Source organism: Rhizobium sp. WYCCWR10014 (genome assembly GCF_001657485.1).
Classification (GTDB): domain Bacteria; phylum Pseudomonadota; class Alphaproteobacteria; order Rhizobiales; family Rhizobiaceae; genus Rhizobium.
In genome coordinates this window covers 82,842-96,127 of record NZ_LXFU01000048.1, presented here as the reverse complement: position 1 = coordinate 96,127, position 13,286 = coordinate 82,842, and the positions used below count along the sequence as shown (strand labels likewise).

Below are 13,286 nucleotides of genomic sequence, written 5' to 3'. Positions count from 1 at the left end.
CGTGTGCCTCCTATATCATTACCATTCCCGGCAATGAAAGGATCAAACGTCGTCTTCCACACGCAGCGCGCCCTTCGATCCGGCGATGCGCGCGACCAGATCCGGCAGGCTTCCGACTTCGCTCCAGCGCCCGCTGGAGCCCTTCGGCAGTTCGGCGGAGGCGGATGGAAGCAGTGCTGCGGAAAAACCCAGCTTCTCGGCTTCCTTGAGGCGCTGGGCGGTGTGCGCAACCGGTCGGATGGCGCCCGACAGGCTGACTTCGCCGAAATAGACGCAATCGGCTGGAAGGGCAATACCGGCAAGCGAGGAAACGAGCGCTGAGGCGACGGCAAGATCGGCCGCCGGTTCCGAGATACGGTAACCGCCGGCGACGTTGAGGTAGACGTCGTGCTGGCCGAGCCGGACGCCGCAATGGGCCTCAAGCACTGCGAGGATCATCGACAGCCGGGCCGCATCCCACCCGACCACGGCGCGCCGCGGCGTGCCGAGCGAGGTTGGGGCCACCAGCGCCTGCACCTCGACGAGAATGGGGCGGGTGCCCTCCATACCGGCGAAGACGGCAGCACCCGGCGATTTTTCGTTGCGCTCGCCGAGGAAGAGTTCCGAGGGGTTGGCGACTTCGCGTAAGCCTTTGTCTGACATTTCGAAGACGCCGATCTCGTCGGTCGGGCCGAAGCGGTTCTTGACCGTGCGCAGGATGCGGTAGTGATGGCCACGATCGCCTTCGAAATAAAGCACGGCATCGACCATGTGCTCGACGACGCGCGGCCCGGCGATCTGTCCGTCCTTGGTCACATGCCCGACGAGCACCATGGCGGCGCCCGTCTGCTTGGCGAAACGGATCATTGCCTGGACGCCGGTGCGCACCTGCGTCACCGTTCCCGGCGCCGATTCGGCAAGTTCGCTCCACAGCGTCTGGATGGAATCGATGATGACGAGGTCTGGCCGCTTACCCTCGGCGAGCGTCGCCAGAATATCCTCGACATTGGTTTCTGCCGCCAGCATTACGTCGGTATCGGCCGCCGCAAGGCGTTGCGCCCGCAGCCGGACCTGCGCCACGGCTTCTTCGCCGGAGACGTAGATGATCTTGTGGCCGCGCCGCGCAAGGGCGGCGGCTGCCTGCATCAGCAGCGTCGATTTGCCGATGCCCGGATCGCCGCCGATCAGCACGGCCGACCCGCGCACGAAGCCGCCGCCGAGCGCCCGGTCGAGCTCCGACATCGCGGTATGGATGCGCGGTGCCTCCTCGATCTCGCCTGACAGCGCCGTCAGCGCCACCGGGCGGCCCTTTTTCGGCGTCTTGCCGGGACCGGAGCCGATCCCGCCCATCGGGTCCTCCTCGACGATGGTGTTCCATTCGCCGCAGTTCTCGCATTTGCCCGCCCAGCGGTTGTGAACCGTGCCGCAACTCTGGCAGATGAATTGTGTTCTGGCCTTCGCCATCAAATACTCTTTCAGTCCGGGTTCCTGAATGAAACGACGCACCGCTTCACCGAATCATTGTCGTGCTTGAGATAATGGCTATCGCGACGGATCAAAACTAATGATTTCCCCATCAGCGCGCCCTGTGCCTATCCTTTGCTCCTAGTCATCCGGAACGGTGGAAGATGTTCGATTATTCGCTCGCGCACTGGCTTGCATTTCTGTCGGCTGCGGTTTTGCTCAACCTCTCGCCCGGCCCCGACATCGCCTTCATCCTCGGTCACACGATGAGAGGCGGAAAACGTGCCGGTTTTTCCGCGCTGTTCGGTGTCTGGTCCGGCGCCTGCCTGCATGTACTGATGGCGGCACTCGGCCTCTCGGCCATACTTGCCGCTTCCGCCGTCGCCTTCTCCGCAGTCAAATGGATCGGCGCCGCCTATCTGGTCTGGCTCGGCATTCAGGCTTTGCGCTCCCGTGGCGGCAATGGCCTGACAAGGGCTTCCGGTGAAAGTTTGCCGGTTGCAAAAATCTACCGGCAGGGAATCCTGGTGTCGCTGCTCAATCCGAAAGTGGCGATATTCTTCCTGGCCTTCCTGCCGCAATTCGTCGTCGAAGGGGCAGGACCGGCATGGGCCCAACTCCTGCTGCATGGCGGGCTCATCATTGTCGTCGCTGCCTTCATCGAGCCGCCGCTCGTCCTTCTCGGCGGGCGCCTTGCCGATGCGCTCAGGCATAATCAGAAAGTCGGCCTATGGCTCGATCGCGGCCTCGGTGCGCTTTTCGTGGCGCTCGGCGTCCGTCTCGCCCTCAGCAGCCGTTGACGGGCGAACTCTACTCCTCGGCGACATAGCGCCGCTCGTGGCGGAGCCCCATGCTGGTCAGGATCTCGTATCCGATCGTGCCGGATGTCCGCGCCACATCGTCCACCGGCATGTTCTTTCCGAACAGCTCGACATAATCCCCGGCGCGCACGGCGTTGTCCGGCAGGTCGGTGATATCGAAGATCGTCAGGTCCATGGTGATGCGGCCGGCAACCGGCACCTTGTGTCCGGCGATGAAGCCTTGCCCACCTTGCGGCACCGCTTGGCGCAGCGGCACGCCACCGCTCGACTGGCTGCGCATATAGCCGTCGGCATAACCGGCCGAGGCGATCGCCAGCCGGCTTTTGCGGTTGAGCTGCAGCGCCCGCCCATAGCTGACGGTCTCGCCGGCCTCGACATTTCGCACCTGGATGATGCGCGCTTCCGCCGTCGCCACCGGCCGCATCGGGTTCGCCATGCCGCTGACCGCTTCGCCGCCGTAGAGCGCGATGCCGGGGCGGGTCAGGTCGAAGTGATAATCCTCGCCGAGAAAGATGCCGGCCGATGCAGCAAGACTTGAATCGATGCCTTCATAAGCGGCGCTAACCCTGTGGAATGATTCGAGCTGCTGCCGGTTCATCGCATGGGTGGGATCGTCGGCGCAGGCGAGGTGGCTCATGACAAGCACGGGCGCGAAGCTCGCCGGCCGTGAGACGTCGTCGGCGAGCGCGATCGCATCGTCGATATGCAATCCGAGCCGATTGAAGCCGGTATCGACATGCAGCGCGCAGGGGTAGTCGCCGTAATCGGCAAGCACCGCCATCCAGAAGGCGAGCTGTTCGTCAGAGGAAATCACCGGCACCAGATCATTGTCGAAGAAGCGCCGCTCAGTTCCTGGCCAGATGCCTGAGAGCACGAAGATGCGCGCCTCCGGCGCATAGAGGCGAAGCGTCACGCCCTCGTCGACGGTCGCGACGAAGAAGTCGCGCGTGCCGGCCATATAGAGCGCTTCGCCCGCATCCTCGATCCCCATGCCGTAAGCATCCGCCTTGACCACCGCCGAGGCGCGCGCCGCACCCGAGCGGCGCGCCATGTCGCGCCAGTTCTCCGTCAGAGCCGTCAAGTCGACGGTCAGCCGCAGGCCTGCTGAGGCAAAATTGTCGTCTTCGGGGGCGTCGAAAAATTCGCTCATGATCCACCTCGAAAAGAGGCCGGAGAAGGATGCTCCGGTCAGTTTACTGCAAGTCGCCCAAAAGTGCGCAGCGGTTTTGGGAGGACGACTTCATAAAGAAAAGACCTCTAACCGCGTCGCATACGACGCGGCTAGAGGTCAATATTGTCGGGGGAAAGTCCGGCCGCTGCGTTGCAGCACCGGCCCACGATCAGTGCTCTTCATATTGGGTGAAGGAGGGATCGGCGAGATCGGCAAAGCGCGTGAATTCTGACTGGAAGGCGAGTTTCACCGTGCCCGTCGGCCCGTGGCGCTGCTTGGCGATGATGACGTCGGCCGTGCCCTTCACCTTATCGAACAGCGCTTCCCATTCCGGATATTTCGGATCGTGGATGTCGCGCGGCTCCGAATTCTTGACGTAATATTCCTCGCGGAACACGAATAGCACGACGTCGGCATCCTGCTCGATCGAGCCGGATTCGCGAAGGTCGGACAGCTGCGGCCGCTTGTCGTCGCGGCTTTCGACCTGACGCGAGAGCTGCGAGAGCGCGATGATCGGAACGTTGAGCTCCTTGCCGAGCGCCTTGAGGCCGGTGGTGATCTGGGTGATTTCCTGCACGCGGTTGTCGCTGGATTTGCCCGAGCCGGTCATCAGCTGAATGTAGTCGACCACAAGCACGTCGAGGCCCCGCTGGCGCTTCAGACGGCGCGCGCGGGCCGAAAGCTGGGCGATCGAGATGCCGCCGGTCTGGTCGATAAAGAGCGGCACCTTCTGCATCATCATCGAGCAGGCGACGAGCTTTTCGAAATCGGCATCGTTGATGTCACCGCGGCGGATCTTCGAGGAGGAGACTTCGGTCTGTTCGGAGATGATACGGGTGGCGAGCTGCTCGGACGACATTTCGAGCGAATAGAAGCCGACGACGCCGCCGTTCTTTGCCTTCATGCTGCCGTCCGACTGGACTTCGCCTTCGTAGGCGGCGGCGATATTGTAGGCGATGTTGGTGGCAAGCGAGGTCTTGCCCATGCCGGGGCGTCCGGCAAGCACGATCAAGTCCGACCGCTGCAGGCCGCCCATCTTGGAATCCAGCGAATGGATCCCGGTGGAAATGCCGGAAAGCCCGCCGTCACGCTCCTTGGCGACAGCCGCCATGTCGATCGCCAGCGCAACCGCATCGTTGAAAGCCTGGAAGCCGCCGTCGTAGCGGCCGTTCTCCGCCAGTTCGAAGAGGCGGCGTTCCGTATCCTCGATCTGCGACTGCGGCGGCATGTCGAGCGGCGCGTCATAGGCGATGTTGACGACGTCCTCGCCGATGGTGATCAGCGCCCGGCGCAGCGCCAGATCGTAGATCGCCCGGCCGTAATCCTCGGCATTGATGACGGTGACGGCATTGCTGACGAGGCTCGCCAGATATTGCGAAACCGTCATGTCGCCGACTTTCTCGTCGGCTTTCAGGAAGGTCTTGATCGTCACCGGATTGGCGATCTTGCCCATGCGGATGATATCGCCGGCAACCTCGAAGATCTTCCGGTGCAGCGGCTCATAGAGATGGATCGGCTTGAGGAAGTCCGACACCCGGTAATAGGCGTCGTTGTTCATCAGGATCGCACCCAGAAGCGCCTGCTCGGCTTCGATGTTGTTGGGTGCTTCGCGATAATGCTGCTCTGACGAGGCAACAGCTGTAATCTTTCGAGCGGCGTCGTTCATCATCATCCGTTCTGTCTTTTTCCAGTTCCGGAGTTGCAATTCCGGACGCGAAAATCAAGAGGCTACGAAAGGAGCGGGGGCTCGCTTCGCCTAAATCCTGAACGCTGTGCACGTTGTTCGACTTCTCCACAGTCTTGGGCGACACAAAGGAGAAATACTGGCAGTGTCACCCGCACGACACGGCATGGCGCCGACTCAGCCCATCCGTTTCGGAGAACGCTACTTTAGCGTGATGCGATAAGGCACGCAGCAAAAACATCCGGAATCCCCTTAAAAGAAGCGAGGCGATCGGCGGCTCATATCGAAGGGATGGAAACGAAAAAGCCCGGCGCGGTGGCCGGGCTTTCCTTCACGCGGATCGCTCCGACGAGAATTATGCTTCGTCTTCGTCGACGCCGTCGGCTTCCGGATCGAAGAAGTCTTCCGGACGCAGCGCGTCTTCGTCGACGCCGTAGATCGCGTCGACCGAGGTGAGTTCTTCGCCCTTGGACTGGCGCTCTGCCTCATCGGCCGAACGGGCAACGTTCAGCTCGACGTGGATTTCGACTTCGGCATGCAGCTGCAGCTCGACCTTGTGCAGGCCGATCGATTTGATCGGCGTGTTGAGGTGAACCTGGTTGCGGCCGATGTTGAAGCCTTCGGCGGCGAGAATCTCGACGACGTCACGGGCAGCAACCGAACCGTAGAGCTGGCCGGTTTCGCCGGCGGAGCGCACGACGATGAAGGACTTGCCGTCGAGAACATCGGCGACCGTCTGGGCTTCCGACTTGCGCTCGAGGTTGCGGGCTTCGAGCGTCGCGCGCTCGGCTTCGAAGCGGGTCTTGTTGGCGGCATTGGCGCGCAGCGCCTTGCCGAGCGGCAGCAGGTAGTTACGGGCAAAGCCGTCGCGAACCTTTACGGTTTCGCCCATCTGGCCGAGCTTGGAGATGCGTTCGAGAAGGATGACTTCCATTTTCTTTTTCCTTTCTTGTGTCTCAGATTTTCGTATCGGATTGTTTGGGGGCATCGGCATCTTTCGTCGGGGTCAGTGCGATCGCCTTGCGGGTATCGCTGAGACCGAGGACGAGGATGAGGAGAGCTGGCAGCAGCATGAGCATCGAGGCCAGATAGCAGAGGATGAGGGCTGGTATGCGCCAGTCCTTGCCGCGCGTGCGGAAATGCAGCGAGGCGAAACCGGAAAGCATGAAGCCGGCGCCGAAGGCGCCGATCACCGTCGCACCGACCAGTGCCGGAACGCCGCCGAAGAAGCAGGCGGCAAGCCCGGCCAGGAAGATGAAGATCGAGTTGCGGTTCATGCGCAGCGACGAGGGAATATCCTCGCGCGGACGAAGGCCGCGGCCGGACGCTGCAACGATGCGCACGGCGAAGTAATAGGCGGCAAACAGCATGGCGACCCACATGCCGCCCTGCAATGCCGGCAGCATCAGCAGGATCAGCGACTTGGTCTGCGCGGTCGCTGCCGGATCGGGCATGAATTCCGGCTGCTGCTGCTTGAGCGAGGTGATCAGCAGATCGACGATCGGATCGGTGATCTCAGGTCCGTAGCCGATGATCACGCCGATGACGATGACGGCGAGCGTCACCAGACCGCAGAGATGCAGCAGGATATCGGAGAGCGGATACCAGGCAAGCAGATGGTCGGGGCCGCCAAGTTCGGCGGCCGGACGCGCCAGATTGGCGAGATGGCTGAGCCAACCGGCCGGCAGCAGCGTCACCATCGTCATGATCAGCGCGAAGGAAGGCGAGATCAAGATCGCGCCGAGTGCCGCGGCGCTGACGACGGCCGAGACCGCGGCGGTATTGCCCCAGCCGAGCCCGACGATGAGGATCGGCAGAGCCGAGGCCGTGTAGAGAAGCGCGCTGAAAAACGACGGCTGCATGCTCGCGCCCAGCACCAGCAGGGCGGCGGTCAATCCGGCGAGTGCGCCGATCAGCAGCGTTTTAATGTTCGGTCGTTTCAAGGTCGCTGTCCTGCTTCATCAAGCAGTTAGAGGATGTTGCTGAATCGAATTCAGAAACGTCTCAACATGGGTTTTAAGAATTCCGATCCGCGCCCATCGCGGAAGGGAGAAGGGAAGGCACGAATGCCTTCCCTCAAGGGTGTGTGCGTCGGCCGATGATCAGGCGACGACGTAGGGCAGCAGGCCGAGGAAACGGGCGCGCTTGATCGCCTGGGCGAGTTCGCGCTGCTTCTTCTGGGAAACGGCCGTGATGCGGGACGGAACGATCTTGCCGCGCTCGGAAATGTAGCGCTGCAGCAGGCGTACGTCCTTGTAGTCGATCCGCGGCGCGTTGGCGCCGGAGAACGGGCAGGTCTTGCGGCGGCGATGGAACGGGCGGCGGACCGGAGCGGAGGAAGTTTCAGACATATCTCAGATCTCCCTTATACACGGTCTTCGCGCGGACGGCGCGGACGGTCGTCGCGGTCGCCAAAGCCACCTTCACGTGGCGGACGCGGGCCGCGGTCGCGATCGCCGAAGCCGCCTTCACGCGGGCCACGGCCGCCTTCGCGCGGACGGTCGTCACGGTCGCGCTTCTGCATCATGGCAGACGGACCTTCTTCATGCTTCTCGACGGCGATCGTCATGTAGCGAAGAACGTCTTCGCTGATGCGCATCTGACGTTCCATTTCCTGGACGGCAGCAGCCGGTGCATCGATGTCCATCAGGGCGTAGTGCGCCTTGCGGTTCTTCTTGATGCGGTAGGTGAGGGACTTGAGGCCCCAGTTCTCGATACGCCCGACCTTACCGCCATTCGCTTCGATCACACCCTTGTACTGTTCTACGAGGGCATCGACCTGCTGAGCGGAAATATCCTGCCGGGCAAGGAATACATGTTCATAAAGAGCCATGACAGCTTTGCCTTTCTTGCGTTTGGTTCAACCCGATATTCGGCGGCTAAGCCTCAACGACTGCTCCTGATTGGGCGAACCCAGGCAAGAAAGCGTTTCCGAGACGGTCGAGAGCGGAGACACGGGAGGCTGGAACGCTTCCGTTCCGAACGATTTCGAGAGGAAACCGGCCCTCCGTTCAGCCACCAGCCAGAAGACCGGGTTAACGAACAGGGCGGCTTATACGGATTTTTTGGGCAAAGGCAAGCGCAATCGGACACCCGAACCCGATGCCGGCCAATGGTCGGCATCGGGAAGGCGCCAAACAAATAGGATCAAAGCGTCAGCGGATACTGCCGGTGCACCTTGGCGATTTCCGCCAGGATCTCGTTCGAAAGCGTAATGTCGGCCGCGCCGATATCGATTTTCAACTGCTCCATCGAGGTCGCGCCGATGATGACCGAGGCCATGAAGGGACGTGACAGGCAGAAGGCGAGCGCCATTGCGGCCGGGTCGAGGCCGTATGTTGCGGCGATCTCCAGATAGGCTTTGGTCGCCGGCTCCTGCAGCGGCTGCAGGCGGCCGCCGATATCGTGGTTGATCGAACCGCGCGAACCCTTCGGCCTGCCGCCGTCGATATATTTGCCGGAGAGGATGCCACCGGCGAGCGGCGAATAGGCGAGCAGCCCGACATCCTCATGATGCGAGAGTTCGGCGAGATCGAGATCGAAATGGCGGTAGAGCAGGTTGTATTCGTTCTGGACGCTGGCGACCCGCGGCAGGCTCTTCTGTTCGGAGAGCGTCAGATATTTCTGTATGCCCCAGGTGGTTTCGTTGGAAAGGCCGATCGCGCGGATCTTGCCTTCCTTCACCAGCGCGCCGAGGGTTTCCAGGATGTCGAGCATATTGGCGACGGTCTTGTTGCGATCCTGATTGAAGGGATTGTAGCTCCAGTTCTGGCGGAAATGGAAATGGCCGCGGTTCGGCCAGTGGATCTGGTAGAGGTCGATGTAATCGGTCTTCAGCCGCGTCAGGCTGGCCTCGAGCGCCAGGCGGATATTCTTCGCATCGGCACCTTCGCCGCCGCGTATATAGTCGCGGCCGCGGCCAGCGACCTTGGTGGCGAGCACGATATCGCCGCGCTTGCTGGTCTTCTTGAACCAGCTGCCGATATAGTCTTCCGTCCGGCCCTGCGTCGCGGCCGAAATCGGGGTGGTCGGATAAAGCTCGGCCGTATCGAAGAAATTGACGCCCTTTTCGACGGCGTAATCCATCTGTGCATGCGCATCGGCTTCGCTGTTCTGCGAACCCCAGGTCATGGTGCCAAGGCAAATCTCTGAAACGGAAATCTCGGTGCGGCCTAGTGAATTATACTTCATGGAAAAACCTTGGGAGAGAGGTGAAAGCCTTGGGGAGGTCCGCGCAAATCTAGGCTGGATTTGGCGGAGCGCAAGAGCAAAAACCGGGCTTTTGCGCCAGCGCGAAAGGCTTTGCGGAGAATGAGCCGCCACTTGACTCTGCCGGAAAGAATGTCAATTGGAGGCAAAACAGCCTCAAGGGGCGTATTCAGTGGCATGAGCCAGGGAACATGAGAATGACCATTGCTTTCACTTTTCCCGGTCAGGGCAGTCAAGCCGTCGGCATGGGCAAGGATCTCGCCGAGAATTTCACGGAGGCCCGCGCCGTTTTCCAAGAGGTCGATGAGGCGCTCGGTGAAAAGCTATCGGACGTCATGTTCAACGGTCCCGAGGATACGTTGACTTTGACGGCGAACGCACAGCCGGCGCTGATGGCCGTCTCGATCGCCGTCGTCCGCGTTCTGGAGGCCAAAGGGCTGGATCTGAAGTCCAAGGTCGCCTACGTCGCCGGCCACTCACTCGGCGAATATTCGGCACTTTGCGCCGCCGGCACCTTTTCGCTCGCCGACACCGCGCGGCTGTTGCGCATCCGCGGCAATGCCATGCAGGCCGCCGTCCCCGTCGGCGTCGGCGCCATGGCCGCGATCATCGGCCTCGAACATGCCGACGTCATTGCCGTCTGTGAGGCAGCGGCCGCTATCGGCGCCTGCCAGATTGCCAACGACAATGGCGGCGGCCAGATTGTCATCTCGGGCGAGAAGGCAGCCGTCGAAAAGGCGGCCGGTCTTGCGACCGACAAGGGCGCCAAGCGCGCCATTCTGCTGCCGGTCTCTGCTCCATTCCATTCGACGCTGATGGCGCCGGCCGCCGACGCCATGCGCGAAGCGCTGGCAAAAGTCGCCAAGTCCGACCCCGTCGTGCCTGTCATCGCCAATGTCCGTGCCGCCCCGGTGACCGGCGCTAACGAGATCGCCAGCCTGCTGGTCGAGCAGGTAACCGGTCAGGTCCGCTGGCGCGAGACGGTGGAATGGTTCGCCGGAAATGGCGTGACGACGCTTTATGAACTCGGCTCCGGCAAGGTGCTGACCGGCCTTGCCCGCCGCATCGACAAGACGATCAACGGCATCTCCGTCAACGGTCCGGCGGATATCGACGCGGCCGTCGCCGCCCTCATGGCCTGATTGGTATCTCCGGACACCGGATTTGGTGTCCCTGTTATAAGGAACGTTTCCATGCTCGATCTCTCCGGCCGCAAGGCTCTCGTCACAGGCGCATCGGGCGGTATCGGCGAGGAAATCGCCCGCCTTCTTCATAAGCAGGGCGCCATCGTCGGCCTGCACGGTACCCGCGTCGAGAAACTGGAAGCGCTGGCCGCCGATCTCGGCGAGCGCGTCAAGATCTTCCCGGCGAACCTCTCTGACCGTGATGAGGTCAAGGCGCTTGGCCAGAAGGCCGAAGCCGACCTCGAAGGCGTCGACATCCTCGTCAACAATGCCGGCATCACCCGCGACGGCCTCTTCGTGCGCATGAGCGACGAGGACTGGGACGCCGTCCTCGAAGTAAACCTGACATCGACCTTCCGCCTGACGCGCGAATTGACGCATCCGATGATGCGCCGCCGCTATGGCCGCATCATCAACATCACCTCCGTCGTCGGCGTCACCGGTAATCCGGGCCAGGCCAATTACTGCGCCTCCAAGGCCGGCATGATCGGCTTCACCAAGTCCTTGGCGCAGGAAATTGCCACCCGCAACGTGACGGTCAACTGCGTCGCACCCGGTTTCATCGAGAGCGCCATGACCGGCAAGCTGAACGACAAGCAGAAGGAAGCGATCATGGGGGCGATCCCGATGAAGCGCATGGGTACGGGTGGCGAGGTCGCTTCGGCGGTTGCTTACCTTGCGTCCTCCGAGGCTGCCTATATGACGGGCCAGACGCTGCACGTAAACGGCGGCATGGCGATGATCTGAAACGACAAACTGTTGGCATGGGAATAATTCTGCCAATAGCATGTTGAGCAATCACGAACCGTTGATTTTCTGGCTTTGCGGCAGACATAAAGCATGTTAAGCGGGCCATGACTGTGAACAGTCGTCCCGAGAAAGCAGACGGACCGGCGGGCTTTTTGCAAGCCTGGGACATCTCTGAAGCCGGGTAAACGAGTTTGCCGGGGATGTCTGAAAACATCGCAGGCTGAAACAGGGTAGGGGTGCCGTGATGGCATTCCGATCAGGACATAAGGTCGAGGAAACCGACATGAGCGATATCGCAGAACGCGTAAAGAAAATTGTTATTGATCATCTTGGCGTTGATGCCGACAAGGTCGTCGAGAGCGCCAGCTTTATCGACGATCTGGGCGCTGACTCGCTCGACACGGTCGAACTTGTCATGGCTTTCGAAGAAGAATTCGGCGTTGAAATTCCTGACGACGCTGCCGACTCGATCCTGACGGTCGGCGATGCAGTGAAGTTTATTGAGAAGGCCCAGGCCTGATCCTGTGAATTTGAGAAAGGGCGGGCCTGGAGTCCGCCCTTTTCTTTTCGGCATATTTCTCCATAGAACATAAGAGACGGGGGGAAGCACGCGATGAGACGTGTCGTCATCACTGGTACCGGCATGGTATCACCCTTGGGATGCGGAACCGAGGTGACGTGGTCCCGGCTGCTTGCCGGTCAGAACGGCGCCCGCCTCGTCACCGAATTCGAGGTCGACGACCTTCCCGCCAAGATCGCCTGCCGTATTCCTATCGGTGACGGCACCGACGGCACCTTCAATGTCGATCAGTGGATGGAGCCGAAGGAGCAGCGCAAGGTCGATCCCTTCATCATCTACGGCATGGCCGCCGCCGACATGGCGCTTGCCGATGCCGGCTGGCATCCTGAAACCGATGAAGACCAGATCGCCACCGGCGTGCTGATCGGCTCCGGCATCGGCGGCATCGAAGGCATCGTCGAGGCGGGTTACACCCTGCGCGACAAAGGCCCGCGCCGCATCTCCCCTTTCTTCATTCCCGGCCGCCTGATCAACCTAGTCTCCGGCCAGGTCTCGATCCGCCACAAGCTGCGCGGACCCAATCATTCGGTCGTCACCGCCTGCTCGACGGGTGCGCATGCGATCGGCGATGCTGCGCGGTTGATTGCGCTGGGTGATGCCGACGTCATGGTCGCCGGCGGCACGGAATCCCCCGTCAGCCGCATTTCGCTTGCAGGCTTTGCCGCCTGCAAGGCGCTCTCGACCCAGCACAACGACGATCCGCAGAAGGCGTCGCGTCCCTATGATCGCGACCGCGACGGCTTCGTCATGGGCGAAGGCGCCGGCATCGTCGTGCTCGAGGAGCTGGAACACGCCAAGGCGCGCGGCGCCAGGATTTACGCCGAAATCGTCGGCTACGGCCTGTCGGGCGATGCCTATCACATCACCGCGCCATCCGAAGACGGCGAGGGCGCCGGCCGCTGCATGGCAATGGCGCTGAAGCGCGCCGGGCTGACGCCGGCCGATATCGACTACATCAATGCCCACGGTACCTCGACCATGGCCGACACGATCGAACTCGGCGCCGTCGAGCGGCTGGTCGGCAATGCGGCGTCGAAGATCTCCATGTCCTCGACCAAGTCGGCGACAGGACACCTTCTCGGTGCTGCCGGCGCCATCGAGGCGATCTTCACCACGCTCGCCATTCGCGACAATATCGCGCCGCCGACGCTCAATCTCGACAATCCCGAACGGGAGACGGCGATTGATCTTGTTCCGCACAAGGCGCGTGAGCGAGACATCAATGTGGCGCTGTCCAACTCGTTCGGATTCGGTGGCACGAACGCGTCGCTCGTACTGCGCCGTTACGCGCAATAAGAGTCCTGCAAGCGGTGTGAAGGGTCTCCCTTGCACAGCAGACCGCCCGTCCTCTACGTTGCGTGAGGGGGCGTGCGAAAGCATAACGACCGGCAGCGGCGTCGTTGAACGGCGGCAGAACCTGCTTTTGCCGCATTGCTTCGCGAAA

The 13,286-nt window shown here is 61.8% G+C and carries 13 protein-coding genes; 5 read left to right on the top strand and 8 right to left on the bottom strand.

From position 1 onward, the window contains the following. Window positions 1-42: 42 nt before the first annotated feature. The gene (gene radA, locus A6U98_RS26465) at window positions 43-1,443 is read right to left on the bottom strand and encodes a DNA repair protein RadA (protein WP_064653954.1); all 1,401 of its coding nucleotides are present in this window, start codon (window positions 1,441-1,443) and stop codon (window positions 43-45) included. Window positions 1,444-1,607: 164 nt separating this feature from the next. Here radA and A6U98_RS26460 point away from each other — a divergent pair, with 164 nt between their 5' ends. Then, entirely contained in the window at window positions 1,608-2,243 is a 636-nt protein-coding gene (locus A6U98_RS26460) for a LysE family translocator (RefSeq protein WP_064653953.1), read from the top strand. 10 nt (window positions 2,244-2,253) lie between these two features. Here the strand turns inward: A6U98_RS26460 and alr are convergent, their stop codons facing one another. The 7 genes from alr to A6U98_RS26425 form a co-directional block, all read right to left on the bottom strand. Then, window positions 2,254-3,414 carry an alanine racemase gene (gene alr, locus A6U98_RS26455; RefSeq protein ID WP_064653952.1) on the bottom strand — a complete coding sequence of 387 codons (1,161 nt, stop codon included), beginning with the start codon at window positions 3,412-3,414 and terminating at the stop codon, window positions 2,254-2,256. A 190-nt stretch (window positions 3,415-3,604) separates the two neighbouring features. Further along, window positions 3,605-5,101: a replicative DNA helicase gene (locus A6U98_RS26450; RefSeq protein ID WP_064654162.1), complete on the bottom strand. Its 1,497-nt coding sequence runs from the start codon at window positions 5,099-5,101 to the stop codon at window positions 3,605-3,607. A gap of 373 nt (window positions 5,102-5,474) precedes the next feature. Next, on the bottom strand, window positions 5,475-6,053 hold the full coding sequence (gene rplI, locus A6U98_RS26445; protein ID WP_064653951.1) for a 50S ribosomal protein L9: 579 nt from the start codon (window positions 6,051-6,053) through the stop codon (window positions 5,475-5,477). 22 nt (window positions 6,054-6,075) lie between these two features. Then, window positions 6,076-7,062, bottom strand: coding sequence for a hypothetical protein (locus A6U98_RS26440; protein WP_027685266.1), 987 nt, complete (start codon window positions 7,060-7,062; stop codon window positions 6,076-6,078). A 159-nt stretch (window positions 7,063-7,221) separates the two neighbouring features. Further along, the gene (rpsR, locus tag A6U98_RS26435) at window positions 7,222-7,470 is read right to left on the bottom strand and encodes a 30S ribosomal protein S18 (RefSeq protein ID WP_003547038.1); all 249 of its coding nucleotides are present in this window, start codon (window positions 7,468-7,470) and stop codon (window positions 7,222-7,224) included. Between the two features lie 14 nt (window positions 7,471-7,484). Next, a complete protein-coding gene (rpsF, locus tag A6U98_RS26430) occupies window positions 7,485-7,952 on the bottom strand; it encodes a 30S ribosomal protein S6 (RefSeq protein ID WP_003547040.1) in 468 nt (155 codons plus the stop codon). Between the two features lie 314 nt (window positions 7,953-8,266). Then, window positions 8,267-9,310, bottom strand: coding sequence for an aldo/keto reductase (locus tag A6U98_RS26425; protein ID WP_064653950.1), 1,044 nt, complete (start codon window positions 9,308-9,310; stop codon window positions 8,267-8,269). A gap of 215 nt (window positions 9,311-9,525) precedes the next feature. Here A6U98_RS26425 and fabD point away from each other — a divergent pair, with 215 nt between their 5' ends. From fabD to fabF, 4 genes are all read left to right on the top strand, one after another. After that, entirely contained in the window at window positions 9,526-10,470 is a 945-nt protein-coding gene (fabD, locus tag A6U98_RS26420) for an ACP S-malonyltransferase (RefSeq protein WP_064653949.1), read from the top strand. A gap of 51 nt (window positions 10,471-10,521) precedes the next feature. Next, complete coding sequence (gene fabG, locus A6U98_RS26415) at window positions 10,522-11,259, top strand: 3-oxoacyl-[acyl-carrier-protein] reductase (RefSeq protein ID WP_064653948.1); 738 nt, start codon at window positions 10,522-10,524, stop codon at window positions 11,257-11,259. Window positions 11,260-11,545: 286 nt separating this feature from the next. Beyond that, window positions 11,546-11,782, top strand: a complete 237-nt coding sequence (locus A6U98_RS26410; RefSeq protein ID WP_003547058.1) for an acyl carrier protein — start codon at window positions 11,546-11,548, stop codon at window positions 11,780-11,782. 93 nt (window positions 11,783-11,875) lie between these two features. Next, on the top strand, window positions 11,876-13,138 hold the full coding sequence (gene fabF, locus A6U98_RS26405; protein ID WP_062942139.1) for a beta-ketoacyl-ACP synthase II: 1,263 nt from the start codon (window positions 11,876-11,878) through the stop codon (window positions 13,136-13,138). Window positions 13,139-13,286 lie beyond the last annotated feature (148 nt).